This is a genomic window from Paenibacillus apii (assembly GCF_011043685.1).
Classification (GTDB): Bacteria; Bacillota; Bacilli; order Paenibacillales; family Paenibacillaceae; genus Paenibacillus_AQ; species Paenibacillus_AQ sabinae.
On the sequence record NZ_JAAKGU010000001.1, the window covers coordinates 1,083,148 to 1,103,800 of the forward strand.

16 protein-coding genes are annotated in these 20,653 nt (G+C 53.9%); all 16 read right to left on the bottom strand.

The annotated features are described in order from the left end of the window. Nucleotides 1-123: 123 nt before the first annotated feature. The 16 genes from G5B47_RS05405 to lepA all read right to left on the bottom strand — a co-directional run bounded on the left by G5B47_RS05405 (nucleotide 124) and on the right by lepA (nucleotide 20,576). Nucleotides 124-1,803, bottom strand: coding sequence for a DUF4179 domain-containing protein (locus G5B47_RS05405; RefSeq protein ID WP_165095109.1), 1,680 nt, complete (start codon nucleotides 1,801-1,803; stop codon nucleotides 124-126). Further along, nucleotides 1,763-2,302 carry an RNA polymerase sigma factor gene (locus G5B47_RS05410; protein ID WP_165095112.1) on the bottom strand — a complete coding sequence of 180 codons (540 nt, stop codon included), beginning with the start codon at nucleotides 2,300-2,302 and terminating at the stop codon, nucleotides 1,763-1,765. The genes G5B47_RS05405 and G5B47_RS05410 overlap by 41 nt, the downstream gene beginning before the upstream one ends. Before the next feature lie 131 nt (nucleotides 2,303-2,433). Beyond that, on the bottom strand, nucleotides 2,434-2,886 hold the full coding sequence (locus tag G5B47_RS05415; RefSeq protein ID WP_165095115.1) for a hypothetical protein: 453 nt from the start codon (nucleotides 2,884-2,886) through the stop codon (nucleotides 2,434-2,436). Between the two features lie 191 nt (nucleotides 2,887-3,077). Continuing rightward, nucleotides 3,078-3,257, bottom strand: coding sequence for a YfhD family protein (locus tag G5B47_RS05420; RefSeq protein WP_165095117.1), 180 nt, complete (start codon nucleotides 3,255-3,257; stop codon nucleotides 3,078-3,080). Nucleotides 3,258-3,312: 55 nt separating this feature from the next. Continuing rightward, the gene (locus G5B47_RS05425) at nucleotides 3,313-3,669 is read right to left on the bottom strand and encodes a hypothetical protein (RefSeq protein WP_165095120.1); all 357 of its coding nucleotides are present in this window, start codon (nucleotides 3,667-3,669) and stop codon (nucleotides 3,313-3,315) included. A gap of 155 nt (nucleotides 3,670-3,824) precedes the next feature. Then, complete coding sequence (locus G5B47_RS05430; protein ID WP_165095122.1) at nucleotides 3,825-5,840, bottom strand: sucrose-specific PTS transporter subunit IIBC; 2,016 nt, start codon at nucleotides 5,838-5,840, stop codon at nucleotides 3,825-3,827. Nucleotides 5,841-5,861: 21 nt separating this feature from the next. Further along, a complete protein-coding gene (locus tag G5B47_RS05435; protein ID WP_235957081.1) occupies nucleotides 5,862-7,343 on the bottom strand; it encodes a glycoside hydrolase family 32 protein in 1,482 nt (493 codons plus the stop codon). Between the two features lie 160 nt (nucleotides 7,344-7,503). Further along, nucleotides 7,504-8,499, bottom strand: a complete 996-nt coding sequence (locus tag G5B47_RS05440) for a LacI family DNA-binding transcriptional regulator (RefSeq protein ID WP_165095124.1) — start codon at nucleotides 8,497-8,499, stop codon at nucleotides 7,504-7,506. Between the two features lie 139 nt (nucleotides 8,500-8,638). Next, entirely contained in the window at nucleotides 8,639-9,769 is a 1,131-nt protein-coding gene (gene dnaJ / locus G5B47_RS05445; RefSeq protein ID WP_165095127.1) for a molecular chaperone DnaJ, read from the bottom strand. Between the two features lie 211 nt (nucleotides 9,770-9,980). After that, a complete protein-coding gene (gene dnaK, locus G5B47_RS05450; RefSeq protein ID WP_165095129.1) occupies nucleotides 9,981-11,825 on the bottom strand; it encodes a molecular chaperone DnaK in 1,845 nt (614 codons plus the stop codon). Nucleotides 11,826-12,112: 287 nt separating this feature from the next. Further along, nucleotides 12,113-12,703: a nucleotide exchange factor GrpE gene (gene grpE / locus G5B47_RS05455; protein ID WP_407945210.1), complete on the bottom strand. Its 591-nt coding sequence runs from the start codon at nucleotides 12,701-12,703 to the stop codon at nucleotides 12,113-12,115. A gap of 48 nt (nucleotides 12,704-12,751) precedes the next feature. After that, nucleotides 12,752-13,783 (bottom strand): heat-inducible transcriptional repressor HrcA, encoded by a 1,032-nt coding sequence (hrcA, locus tag G5B47_RS05460; RefSeq protein WP_165095132.1) that lies wholly within the window; start codon nucleotides 13,781-13,783, stop codon nucleotides 12,752-12,754. 241 nt (nucleotides 13,784-14,024) lie between these two features. Then, nucleotides 14,025-16,682 carry a cation-translocating P-type ATPase gene (locus tag G5B47_RS05465; RefSeq protein WP_165095135.1) on the bottom strand — a complete coding sequence of 886 codons (2,658 nt, stop codon included), beginning with the start codon at nucleotides 16,680-16,682 and terminating at the stop codon, nucleotides 14,025-14,027. Nucleotides 16,683-16,924: 242 nt separating this feature from the next. Then, nucleotides 16,925-17,425, bottom strand: coding sequence for an N-acetyltransferase (locus tag G5B47_RS05470; protein ID WP_025335948.1), 501 nt, complete (start codon nucleotides 17,423-17,425; stop codon nucleotides 16,925-16,927). 77 nt (nucleotides 17,426-17,502) lie between these two features. Next, nucleotides 17,503-18,684, bottom strand: a complete 1,182-nt coding sequence (hemW, locus tag G5B47_RS05475) for a radical SAM family heme chaperone HemW (protein ID WP_165095138.1) — start codon at nucleotides 18,682-18,684, stop codon at nucleotides 17,503-17,505. Between the two features lie 77 nt (nucleotides 18,685-18,761). Further along, the gene (gene lepA / locus G5B47_RS05480) at nucleotides 18,762-20,576 is read right to left on the bottom strand and encodes a translation elongation factor 4 (protein ID WP_165095141.1); all 1,815 of its coding nucleotides are present in this window, start codon (nucleotides 20,574-20,576) and stop codon (nucleotides 18,762-18,764) included. Nucleotides 20,577-20,653: the final 77 nt, after the last annotated feature.

Sequence of the window (20,653 nt, forward strand, 5' to 3'; positions counted from 1 at the left end):
AAGTTAGACTAATGACTGGGGCGGTGCTTGTCAAATGCTATGCAGGAATGAGCCAAAAAAAAGAGGGGACCATGGGGCCCTCCTCTCAAACCTGTATTTAATTCCCGTTCGCATCTCTGAACTCTACTGCTCCGTGCCTCCTCCGGCCGCCTCGCCGGGCTGAAGGACAACTCTTGTTTCTTTATCCGGATCGTCGGTCGTGTAATAAAACATATGAATTTCCGCTTCCGTCCCCTTGAAATTCTTGTAAACGTCGATGGCCTTGTTGTTGCCGTCCCCGGTGAAGTTCACCGTGAGCGGTTTCCCGATTATCCGGTTTTTTCCGGTACCGATATACGTTTGATTGACACCGCCGAACCCGGGGCTGGCGCTCTCCGATTCCACATACAGATCCCCGTTCTGCTTATAATACGTCCATTTCACGGGATACCCGGAGATATTTGTAGTCAGCGATTGCTTTTGCGTACCGATTCCGGTCAGCCGGACCGGAGCCTCACCCCCGCCATGATAAGTAACCTTGTACCTGCAGACCAGAACGATTGGCGTTTCCGGGGTAATGACCAAATTCGCAGGCCGATCAAAACGGAAAGTTTCGATACGCGGCTTGCGGCCTTCGCTGGACCATAGTCTCCCTTCCAAAGTTTTGCCTCCGACCAACAGTTCATATTTTTGATACGGCATTATTCCCCACTTTGCCGAGTTTTCTATGGCCACGCTGATTTGTACAGGGGTGGTTACCATTTTCTTCAGTACCGACTGGGAGTTCTCTTCGAGTGTTGTATTCAACGCCTTAATGAAAGTCCCGCTCTTCATTTTCTCCTTGCTCAGTTTAAGATCGAAATTCCACGGGCCTTCCAGCGATTGCTCAAGCTTCGTATAAAGAAGCCGATAGGACGCTGAGCCGCCCGAAAGATAGCTGCGTTTAAAATATTGCTGCATCGTGTATTCCCCATGCTCGCCGGGAGTCCCGAATGTTCCACCTGGCAGACTGTGGACCTCCGCCCCGTTCTTGTATACGGCAATGCGCGGATAAGCCCAGTCTTTCGTTTCAGGCTGGTCGAAATCAACGGAAGTCGCCAATAGAAACTTATCCTCACCCTGCTCGAAGATCTGCACTCCAACCGACTTGAGTCCATCTTGGCGAATTGCAATTTCCTGGAGTTCCGGCGAACCGGGGTCTAGTGCCAGCTCCTTCTCCTGCTGACTGGTTGACCGCAGATTGTGCGCGGACAGTTCAACCTCCTCGGTATCGCCTGAAGGCGTCCAGTCGGCCTGTAAATAGCCCGTAAACCGGTTGCTCTTGTCATCCCACACCTGGGAGCCCTTTTGAAGATCGACAACCTTGCCCTCTTTATCCTTCAGGCTGATCCCGGCAAAGCTCCAAAACTCGTTTTTGTTGTGTTTACCGATGTCAAGACTGTACAAAATAACCGTCTGGTTCTCGTCAACGACCGCGGTATGGAGCGTCAGCGTAATTCCGTCTCTCGTGACAGACTGCTCCAGTTCCTGGCCCAGGTTCTGCTTCAAGGCCGTCTGCACGCCGCTGTTCCAACGCAGAAGAGTATCCCAGTCATAATGAACTGCAGCATAGACGGGAGCCGCTGCAAGCAGTGCTCCAAGGGTAGCGGCAACCGCGATTCTCTTCACCTTCCGCTTTCGGACGAACGGGACGGAAGAGGTATTTTTCCATTCCTGATCGGTCTGAATCTGCTGCATCCGCTCCCACATGGCGTCAAAGTCGGGATATGGCACTTGTTCGTCGTCATTTAACCGAAGCCTGAGCTCGTCTTCCAGTTTCTTCATAGTCCCCCTCCTTTTCTCCCTTCTCCAGCATCTTTCGCATCAGCCTCAGCCCTTTATACAGCCTCGATTTCGTTGTTCCGAGTGGAACGGACAGCATCTCCGAAATGTCGGACAGGCTGAAATCATGCATATACCTCAGCGTAACGGCCATCCTGATCTTGACGGGGAGCCGTTCCAGATAAACGGCCCATTCTCCCGCTGTCTCCCGGTCCTCCACAATCCGGTCCACCGGCTTGTTCGCTTCTCCGGCCAAAAGATGCCGGTTGTCCTCCACCTTCAGCTTCACCATGCGTCCGCGCTTGAGGTGATTCAGGCAATGGTTCACGGTGATTCGCATGATCCAGGCTTTGAGGTTAACGATCTCTTCCCGGCGGCTGCGGAATGCGGCAATAAAGACGTCCTGGCACAAATCTTCGGCATCCGCCGCGTTATGCACCATGTAGTAGCAGGTTCGGTATACATCTCTGCTGTACGTCTCGAACAGTTCACGGTCATCCATTGCAGGGCCCTCCTTTCCTGTCGGTTTCGTCTATATAACAATCGGGGAGGCCAAAAGGTTCATTATCCGGACGAAAAGTATAAAAAAGGGGCCGGCTCCAGGCCGCCCCCCAAACTCGATGTTCTCTTATCTCATTGAAACCATTTCAGCAAGCTGTACGGCAAATAGTTGCCGATTCCGACTGTCCCGTCCGGGCCGACCTTAACGCCGATTCCACTGCCGAATTTGGTGTTAGCCGTTTCCAGGCTGCCTGCCTGAATTGTATCCCCGGAAAAGCGGACTTCCAGCTCGCTTCCATCCGCCAGCACCAAGGCCGCTCTGGCCTCGGCGCCGATTTGCAGCTGATACACAGGTCGGCCAGTTTGATCTCTCACCGCGAACACGCCGGGAACGGAATGAATTACATTCGAATACGGACTGCCGGCGGGTTCATTTTTTAAAATTTCGAACACCGGGGCTTCGTCTCGGCCATGCAGCACGCTGACTTTGAGCCCGTCCGGCGCCGATTCCAGAATAAAATAACGGTCCGCAAACGACAGCGGTATAGAGTATTCCCCGAATTGATAGCCTAAAATAAGTGTCATTTATGTATCCCTCCCAAGCATTCACAATTCGACACCAAGAAGGCAAAACCCTTCTCCGGCAGACCGAATTCAGTTAATTTTATGGGCCTGACAGTTCCGATTATTTCCCGTCAAAAAAAGTCCCTGATCAGCGCCTGAAACATAGACAGGGCCGCCAGGGACAACCGGCATGTACCTTTACTCTTAACGGACTATTCCTCGTCCTCAATTATCTCGTGAAGCTGTCTGCGGTCCGCCGCCTGCGCCCGGTCCAGAGCCTCGATATCGTCCCGGTCCGCTTCCACTGCGGAAAATTCAACGTCCTCATTCTTGGCACCGAACAGCTTCTTCATCTTCTCATTCTTGGACAGCACTTTTGAATTTCTGACCATTCCGGACAGCATCCCCTTTTCTAATTTTTGCAGAACCTATTTCCAGCAGGGACGATCAGAGCATGCCGCCGGCTTCCTCGATGATCGACAGAGCCTGATGGAAGGACCCTTCATCGACAACGACGGTCAGGAGAATATCCCGTCCTGTCGGACCGCCCGCGCCTCCATCACTCATCCCGCTTGCACTCGGATCGGCGGCAGCCATAACACCTGCGTCGGGATATCCTGTGGCCGCCGTTCCAAGGCTTGAAATGAGGCCATTGGCCGGAGCGGCTTGGGAAGTGAAGCCTCCGCCATAACGGCTGAAACGGTCAATGGATAAATCGATAACCCGAAGCGATTGCAGCTTGCGCGAGACGCTCTCGGCTTCCTCGGGACTTTTGAAATAGGCAAGAATACTTTTTTCAGCCATAATCCTGTTGCACGCTCCTCTTCGAAAGCGGACGAAATGCCCGCCGGGATTTCAGCCTTAGCGTGTGCAGGTATGCCGGAATTTATCCTGTAAAGCAAGCTGCCAGAACAGAAAAGCGGACAGCGCCTTGAGACGGGCTATCCGCTTTTTGAAGGTCAGGCATGATGGGCAACCGCGTAATTCACCTTCATCAGCCGGTCGGCGGCAGCGGTTACATGTCCGTCGGAAGTGCGACTGAAACCAAGTACACCTTCAATTCCGTTTGGAATAATCACGGGAGTGACGGTGGATAGTCCCGCTTTGCGGATCAATTCCGGGTCGAATTCGATCAGCAGTTGTCCCGCCTTCACTTGATCGCCGGTGCGAACACTCAGCGCAAATCCTTCGCCTTTTAACGAGACGGTGTCGATTCCGACATGGATCAGCACCTGCACGCCGCTGGCATGCTCCAGAATGACCGCATGCTTGCTCTTTTCCATCACATGTGCGACAACAGCGTCAAACGGAGCATAGACCTTTCCTTCCTTCGGCTGAATTGCAATGCCGTCTCCCATCTGCTTCTCGGCAAAGGCCGGATCGGGCACCTGGCCAAGCTCGACCAACTCGCCGCTAATCGGAGAAAGCACCGTCAACGTTCCGGGAGCATCCGCCAAGGCAGCGCGGTCTTTCGCAAAAACAGGGACCTTTGCGGGCTCCGCAGTCTGGATGGCGGATTCTGAAGGAACAGCTGCGTCTATGCTTAACGTACGGCCTGATGCTTCAGCGGTCAGTTCTTCCGCACCTTCCAATGCAGCGTCGCGGTATCCGAACATCCATGTCAGAACGAAGGAGACGGCCATGGCGGTAAGGTTGCACACAATGTACAGCGGAAGCTGACCGTTCATATAGAGCAGGGTGCCCGGGATTACAGTAATGGCCATACCCGTAGCAGACAGATTAACGAGGGAAGCCAGGAATCCGCCCACCGCGCCGCCAATAAGCCCCATAATGAAAGGCTTCATGTAGCGCAGGTTCACCCCGAAGATGGCGGGCTCGGTAATCCCGAGAAAAGCCGACAGCGAGGAAGGCAGTGCCAGCGCTTTCAATTTGGCGTTCTTCGTCTTCAGGCCGACGGCCAGACAAGCTGCACCCTGAGCCGCCATGGCACAGGTAATGATCGCGTTGAACGGATTGGAGCCCGTCTTCTCCAGCAGCTGAATTTCAAGAAAGTTAAAGATATGATGCACACCTGTAACGACAACGATCTGTTGAAAGAAACCGATAAGCAGACCGGCGATCCCAAACGGCAGGCCGAGCAAATAAGTGGTTCCGTTCAATACAACCGTTTCCAAGGAATGGAACACCGGACCGATGGCAAATAAGCCAAGCGTAATCATAACCAGCAGCGTCAGAAAAGGCGTCAGAATTAAATCAAGCGCTTCCGGAATGCGCTTACGTAAAACCCTCTCCAATTTGGCGCCAAGCAAGCCGATGAAGAAGGCAGGCAATACGGAGCCTTGGTAACCTACGACAGGAATGAATCCGAGAAACGTAAGAGGTTCGGCGTTCCCACCCGCAACGGCATAGGCATTGGGCAGCGCCGGATTTACCAGCATCAGGCCAAGGACGATGCCGAGGACCGGACTTCCCCCGAACACCCGGAAAGCCGACCAGGCAACAAGCGCGGGCAGGAAAGCAAAAGCGGTGTCGGTCAAAATTTGCGTGAACAGCAGAAAGTTCGGTGAAATGTCTTCCGGAGCCACTCCGAACAGGGAAAGAATTTGCGGCTGAGTCAGCAGGCCACGCAGGCCCATGAACAGCCCTGTCGCTACAAGGACGGGAATAATGGGGACAAATACGTCCCCGAATGTGCGAATGGCCCGCTGGAGCGTATTCCCCGCTTTTTTCCCCTCCTGCTTCAGATTCTCCTTGGAAGTGCTCTCAATGCCGAGCTTCTCCACCTCTTCGAAGATCCGGTTAACGGTACCTGTTCCGAATATAATCTGATACTGCCCCGAGTTGAAAAAGGCTCCTTTTACCTTGTCGATGCTCTCCGTGCGCTTCTGGTCGATCATCGCTTTGTCCCGCACCATAATCCGCAGGCGGGTGGCGCAGTGCGCAAACGAAACGATATTTTCTCTTCCTCCAACTGCCTCTACAACCTGCTCGGCGATCTTTTGGTTTTCGGACATAAATATCTTTGCCTCCCCTGTTTAATGAGTATCCCACTTTAAAGCGTCAAAAGCTACTCTGCCGCCCTCCGCAAAGAAAGTGATTCCCGTGCTTTCCCGCTCCGGAAAGATTCGGGCTGTAAAAGTAGCCTCGCCGTCATTCACAAAAACTTCAACCGAGGAAATGTCCACGAACAAATGCAGAGTGAGCGCTCCGTCCTGAAGCTCAAGCGGACATTTTCGTTCGGTTCCGTATTTCAAGGCAAAGCTTTGTCCGGAAAGGGAACGGTCCAGCACCAGCGTTCCATCTAAGCGGTCATAATAGATCACCGTTTTCTCCAGACCGCCTGCCCGGAATTCGATGCCGAAACGGTCCGCTCCTTCGTCCCGGATCTCAACCAGCAGCTCGTACGCGTCGCCTGCAAGCTCTGCAATCGAAAGCGATTCGTCATTCACAACCGTTCGAACTTCGGTCTTGACTCCTCTGAGCTTCACAAATTCCCGAACCGGGCGCTGAATCAGCCGTCCATCCTGAAGGCTAATTTCCCGAGGGAGCGTCAGGCAATGCGCCCAGCCCTGATCGTCCGTCGGATATTCGATCTCCGGCAGCCCCATCCAGGCCGTGAGCAGTCGTCTGCCGTCCGGAGCCTGCGTCGTCTGCGGAGCGTAAAAATCAAAGCCGCAGTCCAGTTCCTTGAACTCGCCGTGCTGAAATTCCCGGCTGCTTAGGTCCATCGGCGATCCGGTTAAATAGCCGGATTGATAAATGTTGCGGAAGCGGTCGCCCTGCGGGGACACCCCCTGCGGTGAAAAGAGCAGGATTCCTGTTCCGTCCAGTTCAAAATAATCCGGGCATTCCCACATATAACCGAACGATTTCAGGCTCGTTTCGATTTCTCCCGCAAAATGCCACTGGCTAAGGTCCGGGGAGCGGAACATTACCGCGCCTCCCGTCATGTCAAGGCGCTGCGCGCCGATTACGCAGTAGTAGCTTCCATCCGCCTTCCACACCTTGGGGTCTCTGAAATGATCGGTATAGCCGCGCGGCACTTTCAGGATGACCGGCTGCTCCAGCTTGGTTATTACCCCATCTGGCTCCATAACGGCCATACACTGAAAAGGATGCCGGATCCAGCCCCGGCTGCGGGTATTCCCCGTATACATCAGGTACAGCTTCCCGTCTTTCTCAATAGCGCTTCCCGAAAAAGCCCCGTGGGAATCAAAAGGGCCACCCGGGGCGATGCCAATTCCCCGATTTCGCCAATGAACGAGGTCGGAAGAAGAGGTATGATACCAATATTTCATGCCATGCCCCGTTCCCAGCGGAAACCATTGGTAGAACAAATGATATTCCCCTTCAAAAAAGGAAAAGCCGTTAGGATCGTTAAGCAGTCCCGCTTCGGGTTGGATATGAAACTTCTGTCTCCAGGGACTCCTTTCCGCCAGCTGTTTCAGCGATTCCCATTCCCCCTCCTCCGCTTGATCGATTCGCCGGTATAATTGCTCTCTGCTCATTTTTGCCATTTGCTCACCGCTTTGCAATATTTTTCGGAAAAGCTATTATTACGCTTTCTTCGGAACCGGTTCCAACTTGATTATAAAAATAAGGAACCGGTTCCAAACCGTTTAATAAAAACGCCTTTCCAAAAGTATCGGAAAAGGCTCGGAACCGGTTCCAAGGTTATTATATGCTGCGCCCCTGCAAATTGTCAACGCTTTCTCTATCGATAATCTGACAATCCAGAACCGTCACCATTTCGACCGGCTCGCGGTTCACCAGAGCGATGATATTTTCGGCGGCAAGCTGGCCCGCCCGCTTATAATGGTATTTTACGGTCGTTAAAGCCGGATGTATGATTTCAGTGACTTCGTATCCTCCAAATCCGGTGACGGAAAGGCCCGCCGGTATTGGAATCCGCCTTAAAAAAGCGGCCCTCATCACGCCAAGCGCGATGTTATCGGTAGCGCACACAACGATCGAGGGCGTCCAGTCATCCAGCAACCGTTCTGCGGCTTTTACGGCCGCACCCATCTGGAAGCCGGATTCGTAATACCGGACCTCGCGCCCGTCATATTCAGCCAGTGCTTTTTTAAAGCCATCCTTGCGCATGACACCCACCGCGTTATCCTGTTCGGTAACCCCCAGATAAGCGATTCGGCGGTGCCCTTTATCCAGAATATGCTTGCCCACGATGTAGCCTGCATGAAAATCGTCATGGACGACACTGTGAAGTGAAGCATGCCGTTGCCCAATGACCACTGCCGGGACTTTGCAATCCCGTATGGCTTTCAGATGCCGCTCTGTAATTACCGCCGCCATGAATAGCAGACCGGAAATTTTTTGCCGGGCCAGATCGTAGATCGCTTCAATCTCACGGTTCATATCCTGATTGGCGCTGGAAATAAGCAGTTGATGCTGCCGGTCCCGAAGTTCATCGTCTATCCCCATCAAGGTCTGAGAAACCGCAAACGAATCCAGGCGGGGAACGATGGTTCCGATAATGCTGGTCTTCTTCGCTTTCAGGCTCTGGGCAAACGTATTGGGGACATAATTGTGCTGCTTGATAATGCTCTCGATCTTTTCCCTTGTTTCCTCACTGACAGATCCTCCGTTAAGGTAGCGGGAAACCGTGCTCTTGGCTACTCCCGCCGCCCGGGCAATATCGATTATAGTCTTCATCCTTCGGCTCCTTGCTGCATTTGGCCGGCTTACGCCGGGCACTTATACTTCCCATTATACAACAAACGGCAGCCTCTTTCGGTAAAAGAGAGACTGCCGTTTATAATAAGAATCAAATGTAAGGCTCACTCCGCTTGAACTAGTCTCCGCGGAAGGCGCGTTTCATCCGGTCAAAGAAGGACTGCCCCTGCTCATGCGTATTCTCGCCGTCGAAGGAAGCGAACTGGCGAAGCAGATCCTTCTGCTCGTCGCTCAGCTTGCTTGGCGTCACCACAATGACCCGGACGTGCTGGTCGCCGGTACCGTTCCCGCGAAGCCGTGGAACACCTTTGCCTTTGAGACGGAAGAACGTGCCGGTCTGAGTGCCGGCCGGAATCTTGAGTTTGACCTTCTCGGTCAGGGTCGGAATCTCGATCTCATCACCAAGCGCCGCCTGGGCGAAGGTCAATGGAACCTCGCACAAAATGTCGTCGTTCTCGCGAACGAAGAAATCATGCGGCTTCACGCGAATGATGATATACAGGTCGCCCGCAGGACCGCCGCGAAGGCCGCCTTCGCCCTCGCCCGTCATGCGCAGCTGCGCGCCGTCGTCCACGCCCCCCGGAATCCGGACATGGATTTTGCGCTGCTTCTTCACACGGCCGCCGCCGCCGCAGGTCGTGCATTTCTCCTTGATGATCTTCCCCGTGCCTCCGCAGTTGGAGCACGGTCTGCGGTTGACCATCCGGCCAAGCGGCGTGTTCTGCACAACCTCCTGCTGACCGCTGCCGTGGCAGACGGAGCAGGTATGCGGCTTCGTGCCGGGCTTCGCTCCGGAGCCGAAGCAGGTATCGCACGTTTCCGTACGCGGAATGGTGATGTCGGTCTCTTTGCCGAATACCGCTTCCTTGAATTCAATGGTCATCGTATACTGCAAATCATTCCCGCGCTGGGGAGCGTTCGGATCGCGTCTTCCTCCGCCGCCGAAGAACATATCGAAGATGTCGCCCAGGCCGCCTCCGAAATCGCCGCCGCCAAAACCTCCGCCAAAGCCGCCCATTCCCTGGTTCGGGTCGATATGGCCGTACTGGTCATACCGCGCCCGAGCCTGCGAGTCGCTCAGGACGTCGTACGCTTCTTTCACTTCTTTGAATTTGGCCTCGGCGTCGCTGGCCTTGTTCACATCCGGGTGATACTGACGGGCAAGCTTGCGGTACGCTTTTTTGACCTCGTCTTCCGATGCGTTCTTGCTTACGCCAAGCACCTCGTAATAATCGCGCTTATCTGCCACTGCCTTCACCTCCGTACAGGAACGTATCCCTATTACATAAGAAGAAACGGCTTCGCCGTCCTCTGGAAGAGGACGACATCCGTCTCTCGTAGAAATATAAGGCTATTTACAAGCGTGAAACTTATAAATACTTATATTTTAAAAGAAAGCCAAAACACGGGATGCCCCGGTTTTGACCTTCCCCTTTCTAGCGCTTTGTTATCGTTTAACTTTATCCTTGATTCTTGTCGTCGTCAACCACTTCATAGTCCGCGTCGACTACGTTGTCTCGCTTGGCGCCTTCACCTGCGTCAGCCGCGCCTTCAGCGCCTTGCTGAGCCTGGGCCGCTTGTTCATACAGCTTCACGGACAATTGCTGTACGATTTCGTTCAACGCATCGGTAGCCGCCTTGATTTCTTCCAGATTATCAGTTTCCAGCGCGGACTTCACTTTGTCCTTGGCTTGGTTCGCTTTTTCAATCTCGGATGCGTCTACTTTGTCTCCAAGATCCTTGATGACCTTATCCGTCGCATAGACAAGTTGGTCGGCATTGTTCTTCGCTTCAACCAATTCCTTGCGGATACGGTCTTCTTCGGCATGAAGCTCGGCGTCCTTCATCATTTGCTCGATGTCGGCATCGCTCAGACCGCCGGAAGAAGTGATGGTAATCTTCTGGCTCTTGTTCGTGCCTTTATCCGTTGCGGATACATTCACGATACCGTTGGCGTCAATGTCGAAGGTAACTTCGATTTGCGGAACGCCGCGAGGTGCCGGCGGGATCTCGCTCAGCATGAAGCGTCCCAGCGTTTTGTTGCCGTTAGCCATTTGGCGTTCACCCTGCAGAACGTGAATTTCAACGCTCGGCTGGTTGTCGGCAAACGTCGAGAAGATTTGCGATTTGCTGGTCGGGATCGTCGTGTTGCGGTCGATCATCTTCGTGAACACACCGCCTGCAGTTTCGATACCGAGGGACAGCGGAGTTACGTCCAGCAGAACGACGTCTTTGACGTCGCCGGTCAATACGCCCGCTTGAACTGCTGCGCCAAGGGCAACGACTTCATCCGGGTTAACGCCTTTGTGCGGCTCTTTGCCGGTCAGCTTCTTGATTGCTTCCTGTACGGCAGGAATCCGTGTGGAACCGCCGACAAGCACGATTTTGTCCAGATCAGCCGGAGTCATGCCTGCGTCGTTCAGCGCTTGGCGGGTCGGCGCAAGCGTGCGTTCTACGAGATCCGCTGTCAGTTCGTCGAATTTGGCGCGGGTCAAGTTGACCTCCAAGTGCTGCGGCACGCCGTCTACAACGGTGATGAACGGCAGGGAGACCGTAGTGGTCAGTACGCCGGACAGTTCTTTCTTGGCTTTTTCTGCAGCGTCTTTCAAACGTTGAACAGCCGCTTTGTCCTTGCTCAGGTCGATGCCTTGCTCTTTTTTGAACTCGGCTACGAGGTAGTCGATGACTTTTTGGTCAAAGTCATCGCCGCCGAGGCGGTTGTCGCCGCTCGTCGCTTTTACTTCGAAGAAGCCGTCGCCCAGCTCCAGAATGGAAACGTCGAACGTACCACCACCAAGGTCATAGACGAGAATCGTTTGGTCTTCGGATTTCTCCAGACCGTATGCGAGCGCCGCAGCCGTAGGCTCGTTGACGATACGCAGAACTTCAAGGCCGGCGATTTTGCCCGCATCCTTGGTTGCCTGACGCTGGCTGTCGTTGAAATACGCAGGAACGGTGATAACCGCTTGAGTAACCGCTTGGCCGAGGTAAGCTTCAGCGTCGGATTTCAGCTTTTGCAGAATCATTGCGGAAATTTCTTGCGGCGAGTAGTCTTTGCCATCGATGGTTTCTTTATGGTTCGTGCCCATATGGCGTTTGATCGAGATGATCGTACGGTCCGGGTTCGTGATCGCCTGGCGCTTCGCCGTTTCGCCGACAATACGCTCGCCGTCTTTCTTAAAGCCTACAACCGAAGGGGTCGTGCGCGCGCCTTCCGGGTTAGGGATGACGACGGCTTCGCCGCCTTCCATTACGGCCACGCATGAGTTCGTGGTTCCAAGGTCGATACCGATAACTTTGCTCACAGTAATTTGCCTCCTTAAAAGTTTTGCGAATGAATTTGCCCTCGTTAATAACTTCAGCAAAACTCGCTTCGTAAGAGTTCGCTTAAGTTTTGCGAATGTGATACTGCCAAGATAAAACTTCAAACTCGCTTCGTAAGTATTTGCTTAAGTTTTACGAATGAGATACTGCCCTGGCACCCATTTGCCGCAGCCGGGAAGCCGCGAGCATGACAGGTACAACGCCATGGCAGACGCACGGCAATATCGCCGGAATAGGCTTCCGGCGATTCACGCGTCAATTATATTGACTACATGCTTACTTTGACCATAGCGGGACGAAGCACCTTGTTCTTCAAAAGGTAGCCCTTCTGGACTTCCTCCGTAACAATGCCTTCCTCGTATTCGTCGCTCTCCACCTGCATGATGGCCTGATGGAATTCCGGGTTGAACGGCTGTCCCACCGTTTCCATAGGCGTCAGTCCCTCGGACTTCAATACCCCTTCCAGCTGGCGAAAAATCATATTCACGCCTTTGCTGAACGCGCCGCTTTCCTCTCCGGCCGGCGCCGTCGCCAGCGCGCGTTCGAAATTATCCAGCACCGGCAGCAATTCCGTAACCAGCTTGGAGGTGGCGTATTGGGCCAGATCCTCTTTCTCCTTCAAGGTGCGGCGGCGGAAATTGTCATAGTCGGCCTGCACCCGAAGCAGACGTCCTTGATACTCGTCCGCAGCCTCCTGCAGACGCTTGATTTCATCGCTGTCGCCGGAAGCCGCATGTACGGCTTCTTCGGCCGCTTCGCTATGGTTATCCGAGACGGCTTCGGCCTGGTCGGCCGCGCTTTCCCCGCTCATGTTGTTATCTTCGGTCACGCCCGATTCTTGAACCTGTTCCTCTTTCAAGTAAGTTCACCTCCTTAAGATGATCACGGTAATCATTTTGCACTAAATTCACTTATACCAGTGACGCAGCAGCGATGTCAAATCCCGGGACAAAATACCCAAAATGCCCATCACCTTCGCATATTCCATCCGGGTCGGTCCCAGAATGCCGATGCTTCCGAGCGCTTCGCCTTCAACCGAATAGGTTGCGGTAATCAGGCTGCAGTCCGCAAAGGCTTCATGCTTATTCTCGGTGCCAATCCGGACCTGAATGCCGGCGCCTCCGGAGGCCGGGGCGAGCATTTTGAGCAGAGTAGGTGTCTCCTCCAGCAGATCAAGGATATCCTTGACCTTGTCGACATCCCGGAATTCCGGCTGGGTCAGCATGTTGGTCGCACCGCTGAGGTAAATGCGCTGTTCCGGGTCGCTTTCGAGCGCCTCGTCAAGCATATGCATCAGTTCCTCATAATGGGAAATATGACGCTGCATTTCCTCCCCAAGCTCGGAGTAAAGCCTGCTCTTCAGTTTATAAAGAGGTACATTCACAAGCTTACTGTTGAGTAGATTGACAACCTTCTCCATTTCGGAAACCGAAATCTCCGGAGGAATACTGATTTTCCGGTTCTCAACCTGTCCGGTGCTGGTGACGATAATCGCCACGGCGGTCCGGTCATCCAGCGGCAGCAGCTGAAAATGGCGCAGTGAAGTATGAAAAACCTCCGGTCCCAGCAGGATGGAAGTGTAATTCGTCATCGTCGATAAAATCATGGCCGTATGTTGAATCAACTGCTCCGTCGCATTCAGCTTCTCGGCGAAAAAAGAGCGGATCGTTTCCGTTTCAGCCGATCCTGCCGAATTCCACGGCACAAGATGGTCCACATAATAGCGGTAGCCTTTATGGGACGGAATCCGGCCCGCAGACGTATGCGGCTGCTCCAGGAATCCCAGCTCTTCCAAATCGGCCATCTCATTGCGAATCGTGGCGGGACTGAACTTGACATCGCCCCGTTTGGATATGCTTCGCGATCCTACCGGCTCGGCCGAACGGATATAGTCATCCACAATGGCATTCAATATCATTTTCTGGCGTTCGGTTAACATGTCATTCCCTCCTGTCCGCCTGTGGAATTCGCTCGTTAGCACTCATCTCCGTAGAGTGCTAATCACTAATACAAAAATACCAAACCGAGCTTAACATTGTCAAGTGAGTCGGCAAGGCGGTGCAGGTGATTTTGAACAGCTCTGCTCAGCGGACAGCTGCGATAGCCGTCCGCAACACACGAGCCTCCGGACCGGAGAAGGGAGGTTCCCCCAGGATATATTGGAATCCAGCTTTAACCAATCATGATGCGGTTTTGACGACCGTTGAACCCTTTCTCAGCAGCTTGACGACTTCCATCAGAATGACGGCGGCCAGCGCGAGTCCGGCAGCGGTCAGCCACTGACTCAGCCCGAACTCCGCAGGAATGGAGAAGAACTGCCGGATACCGGGGAGAACCGTGAATCCATACAGACAAAGGCACAGCAGAACAGCTCCGAGAACGTACTTATTGCTGAAGAATCCGGCTTGGAACACCGTTTGGGTATTCGAGCGGGCTGCAAAGGTCTGCAGCGTACGGGCCAATATAAGTGTGGTGAAGGCCATCGCCACACTGATCTCCTGAGAGTGCTGCATACCGACATACTGGGATGCAATGACTGCTCCCCCAATTAGCAGGCCGCGTGTAATCACGACCTGAAGAGTCCCTCCGGCGAAAATGCCTTCTTTAATATTTCTTGGTTTGCGCTTCATGACGTCAGGCTCCGCTTTTTCCATGCCGAGCGCGATGGCGGGCAGCGAGTCATTGACCAGATTAATGAACAGCAGTTGGATGGCCGTAAACGGATTGATCCAGTTAAAGATTAAGGAGAACAAAATCGCAATTATGGCGCCCAAATTGCCGGCGAACAAATAAGCGATCGCTTTTTTGATATTGTCGAATACCGTCCGGCCAACACCGACAGCCTTTACAATGGATACAAAATTATCATCGGTCAGTATCATCGCTGCCGAATCCTTCGCGACATCGGTGCCGCTGCCCATCGCTACGCCGATATCCGCCTGCTTCAGTGCCGGAGCGTCATTAACGCCGTCCCCCGTCATCGCTGTGATTTTACCTTTCTTCTGCCAGGCCCTTACAATCCGGATCTTGTTCTCGGGCGATACACGGGCATAGACGCCGATGGATTCCAGCCTCCGGTCAAGTTCTTCGTCGGACATCGAATCCAGTTCCTGTCCGGTGACGGCAATTCCATCCCCTGACATGAGGCCGATATCCCGTCCGATCGCCTGGGCGGTCGTCTTGTGGTCTCCGGTAATCATAATGGTCCGGATGCCGGCTTTGTTCGATTCCGCAATCGAATCATACACCTCATCGCGCGGAGGATCGATCATGGCCGTTAGACCGACCAGAACCAGCCGGTGCTCATCCTCCAGGCCGACATCTGCGGAATCCCCGTCGATAGGCTTGTACGCATAAGCCAGCACACGAAGCGCCCGGCTGGAGAATTCTTCATTGGCCCTTACAAATTCCGCCCTTACCTCATCGGTAAGCGGAAGTTCCTCTCCGTTCAGCAGCACCCGGTCGCATCGGTCAAACAGCACATCCGGACCGCCCTTGGTAAGAATCGTCTTGCGTCCATTGAAGGTATGAACCGTGGTCATCAGCTTCCGGTTCGAATCAAACGGGATCTCCGCTTCTCTAGGAAATCTGTCGCGAATTTCCATATAGTCTTTATTTTTGCTGCTGCTAAACGCAATTAGCGCGACTTCGGTCGGATCGCCGAGTTCTTTTCCCTCTTCATTAATATGAGAGTCATTGCATAAGACTGCAATGTGCAGCAGTCTTCTTTCCCCTTCCGACCATTCCTCGTCGTTGTCCTGAAACAGGTTTTTGCCGGCACCGGGCAGGTAGTAATCGACAACCGTCATTTTATTCTGGGTAAGGGTGCCCGTCTTATCCGTGCAGATGACGCTGACCGAACCGAGTGATTCAACGGCAGGCAGCCTCCGGATAATGGCGTGGTGCTTGGCCATTTTGCCCGTTCCGACCGACAGAACAATGGTCACAATCGAGGACAGAGCTTCGGGTATAGCGGCTACAGCCACCGCAACAGCGAACATGAGCGCATTAAGAATGGCGGTGCTCATCTCCGATTCGTCACTGGACAACCAAGCCCGCAGAGCTTGAATGCCGAATATTAAAATGCACAGAAGCAAAATGACGATGCCGAGTCTCTTGCCGAAGCTTTCCAGCTTGCGCTGAAGCGGCGTGCTTTTCGCTTCGGCACTCTCGATAAGTCCCGCGATTTTGCCGATTTCGGTATCAGCCGCGGTCCCTGTCACAACAAAGCTGCCGCGCCCGTATACGATTAAAGATCCGCTGTATACCATATTACGCCGGTCCCCTAATGGAACCTCCGAATCGATTACATCCTCATGCTTCTCTACGGCTTCCGATTCTCCGGTAAGCATCCCTTCCTCAACCTTCAGACTTTCACTCTTCAGGATGCGTCCGTCCGCCGGCACGTAATCGCCGGCCTCAAGCAGCACAAAATCGCCCCTGACCAATTCACGCGCCGGAATTCTACTCGTCTCGCCGCTGCGGATCACCTTGGCTTCCGGGGCCGCCAGCTGGCGCAGCGCATCCAGCGAGCTTTCGGCTTTAAGGGTCTGAACCACGCTGATCACCGCGTTGAGCAGGAGTACAAAGAAAATAATCAGGGCTTCAACAACATGACCGAGCGCTGCCTGAACCCCGGCGGCTACCAACAGCACAACAACAAGCGGATCTTTAAAATTTTCCAAAAAAAGCTTCCAGACCGGGACCCTTTCCCTTCCCTTCAGCTCGTTATATCCGCCCGACTCAAGCCTCTTCCGGGCTTCCTCCGCCGTTAGGCCGGCATCAGTTCCGTTCACCTCCTTGAGAACTGCATGCACAGTACTGCGATAGAACTCCATCCATACCGCTCCTCTCTTGAAAGGCATTCTAATAAGACATGTGTTTTATTCTTGACTATTATAGTTGTATTTACCCTTCCAATCCGGCACTGTTAAGCGTTCGGCATGATTTGTGTGAACGTTAAGCAACACCCTGACAGGGTCTCCCGAAGAATGCCGGATCCCTCTTTGACGATACCAAAAAGCCGCTCTCCTTCAGACGGTTAAATGTCTGGCGAGAACGGCCGATTTATTCTATTAAGTTAGTCCAGCATTTTGAGAACGGCGATTTCGTCGCAGGCATGCTGCTTGGAGCAGTTGACGCAGTCGGTCCATACCTTTTCGGGAAAAATCTCCTTGTTGACGATATGAAATCCGTTCTTCAGGAAGAAGTTGACGGCATAAGTCAGCGCCATAATCTTCGGAATCTTCTGGCGTCTCGCTTCCTTGGTCAACTCCTCCACAATCATGGAGCCGATCCCTTGACCCTTGCACTCATCACGCAGGCCGAGCGAACGAATCTCGACAAGATCATTTCCAAGGCGGCACAGCGAACCGCAGCCTACAACCCTGCCGTTAACTTCCGCTACAACGAACTGATCAATCTGCCTCTCCAGTACCTTTCGGGAACGGGGCAGCATGATCCCGCGCTGCGCATACTCTTCTATCATCAAATACAACGGCTCAACATCTTCCAAAGTAGCGCTTCTGCAAATAGCTGCGGACGTTGGTTCCGGCTCTGCGGGTCTCGGCTTGGCAAGCACTGTGCTTCACTCCTCCATAAATAACTATGAATAAATATACAACATGGTGAATTAGGATTCAATAGGTATTTTAAAAATTAAATTTCCGTCAAAACTCCGACAAATTCTCCGAACACATCGTTTCCGAATAAAATGCCCTGGCGGCTCAATCGGTAGTTTCCGCCTTCTTGTTCAAGCAGACCGGCGCTCAGCATTTTTTGCAGCGGTCTTCCGAATACGTCCTCCAGCTGCTGGCCGAACTGCTTCCGGAAAGCTTCGCCGGTCACGCCCTCCCGCATTCGCAGGCCCACCATCATGAAGTCCTCCATGGCCTCTTCCTGCGTTACCGGGTAAGCATTCAGCCGGGGCAGGCCGTTCTTTGACGCCTCAATATATGGGCTCACGCCCTTCACATTGATATGCCGCATGCGCCGCGCATATCCGTGCGCTCCGGCCCCCAGACCGTAGTAATCCTGATTGCGCCAGTAAGTGATATTATGGCGGCTCTCCATTCCGGGCTTGGCGAAGTTGCTGATTTCATACTGCCCGTAGCCCGCCTCTTCCATGGAAGACATCAGCAGCAGATACATCGCCAGCTCATCCTCTTCTGTAGGAAGCGGCAGCTGATTCTTGTTAAAAAGCGTATGAAACAGCGTGTTCTCCTCCACCTTGAGGCTGTAAATGGAGTAATGGGGCAGGCCGAGGGCAAGCGCCCGCTTGATGCTCTCGCCCAGCATATCGACCGTCTGGTTCGGCAGGCCGAACATCAGGTCAATCGACAGGTTGGTGAGCCCTGCGGCGCGGGCATTGTCAAGGCTGCGGTAGACATCGTCGGTGTTGTGGATGCGGCCGATCCCGCTAAGCAGCTCGTTCTGGAACGCCTGAACGCCAAAGCTGACGCGGTTCACCCCGCCCGCCTTCATGACCGCCAGCTTGTCCGGATCGGTTGTGCCGGGATTTGCCTCCATCGAGAACTCGATATCCTCCGCCCAGTTCGGGAGGTAGGTGCGCACCGTCTTCAGAAAATACTCCATCTCCTCCGGCTTCAGCACCGTAGGCGTCCCGCCGCCCACAAAAATACTGCGGATCACACCCGGCGGATTATCACGGACAGTGAGCTCCATCTCCTGCTCCAGCGCACGAAGATAATCCATGACGGGCTGATCCTTCAATACATAAGAGTTAAAATCGCAATAAAAGCACTTGTTCGTGCAGAAAGGAATATGAATGTACACCGCCTCGGGCGGACGGCTCCCTTGCAAGCCTGACAGGTTGGTCATAGCTGTCCTCCTTAGATGAAAAGGGAAGCCGTTTTGGCTTCCCTGGATGAAATAAGCTGCAATATTTGCCTGAATGTCTACTCGTCGATCTTGAGCACCGCCATGAACGCTTCCTGCGGCACCTCGACGCTGCCGACCTGCTTCATGCGCTTCTTGCCTTCCTTCTGCTTCTCCAGCAGCTTCCGCTTCCGCGAAATGTCGCCGCCGTAGCACTTGGCAAGCACGTTCTTGCGCATCGCCTTCACCGTCTCGCGGGCAACGACCTTCGTTCCGACCGAAGCTTGAATCGGCACCTCGAACATCTGGCGCGGAATGATGCCGCGCAGCTTCTCGCAAATGATACGGCCGCGGTTATAAGCGCGGTCGCGGTGCACGATGAACGACAGGGCATCGACCTGTTCGCCGTTAAGCAGAATGTCCATCTTCACCAGGTTCGACTGGCGGTAACCGGAAAGCTCATAATCGAAGGACGCATAGCCCTTCGTTCCGGATTTCAGCTGGTCGAAGAAATCGTAGACGATTTCCGACAGCGGAATTTGATAAGTGATGGTCACCCGGTTCGCGTCCAGGTATTCCATATTCACGAATTCGCCGCGCTTGTTCTGGCACAGCTCCATGACGGTGCCGACAAAATCGTTAGGCACGATAACGGCCGCCTTGACGTAAGGCTCCTCGACATACTCGATCTTGCCGATCTCCGGATAGTTCGACGGGTTGTCGATCTCGATCATTTCGCCGTTTGTCAGCTTGATCCGATAAATAACGCTCGGCGCCGTCGTAATGAGCGGAATATTGAACTCCCGTTCAATGCGCTCCTGGATAATCTCCATATGCAGCAGGCCGAGGAATCCGCAGCGGAAGCCGAAGCCGAGCGCGCTTGACGTCTCGGGCTCGAAGCTCAGCGACGCGTCGTTAAGCTGCAGCTTCTCCAGCGCCTCGCGCAGATCGTTATAATCCGACGTCTCGATCGGATAGAGCCCGCAGTATACCATCGGATTGATCTTCCGGTAGCCGGGCAGCGGCTCGAGCGTCGGGCGCTTGGCGTCCGTCACGGTATCGCCGACCCGGGTATCGCCAACATGCTTGATGCCAGCAACGATAAAGCCTACATCGCCTACGTTCAGTTCGCTGACGATGCTCATTCGCGGCATAAACGCGCCGACTTCAATAACCTCGAAGGTCTTGTCCGTCGCCATCATCTTGATCTTCGAGCCGGCGCGGATGCTGCCGTCAACTACCCGGACATAGACGATTACCCCTTTGTACGGGTCGTAATGCGAGTCGAAGATCAGCGCCTTCAGCGGCTGTTCGGGATCTCCCGAAGGCGGCGGTACCTGTTTGACCACCTGCTCCAGAATCTCCTTGATGCCGATGCCCGCCTTGGCGGAAGCTAGCACCGCCTCGCTCGCGTCCAGGCCGATGACGTCCTCGATCTCCTGCTTGACCCGCTCCGGGTCCGCGCTCGGCAGATCGATCTTGTTGACGACCGGCAAAATTTCCAGATTGTTGTCCAGCGCCAGGTAGACGTTGGCCAGCGTCTGGGCCTCGATGCCCTGGGCCGCGTCTACAACGAGCAGCGCGCCTTCACAGGCCGCGAGGCTTCGCGAAACTTCATAGGTGAAATCGACATGCCCCGGCGTGTCGATCAGGTTGAGCAGATATTCTTCCCCGTCGTCGGCGCGATACGTGAGGCGAACGGCCTGCAGCTTGATCGTAATACCGCGTTCGCGCTCAAGGTCCATCTGGTCGAGCACCTGCTCCTGCATTTCGCGGGAAGTGAGCGCTCCGGTGTACTCCAGAATCCGGTCGGCCAGCGTCGACTTGCCGTGGTCTATATGTGCAATTATCGAGAAATTGCGGATTTGTTCTTGCCTTTTCTTAACGTCAGTCATTCCTTACCCCCACAGACAGGCTGTTGTTAATCATCTTATTATAGCAGTACATGTTCCCCCCAGCAATCCGGCACCCA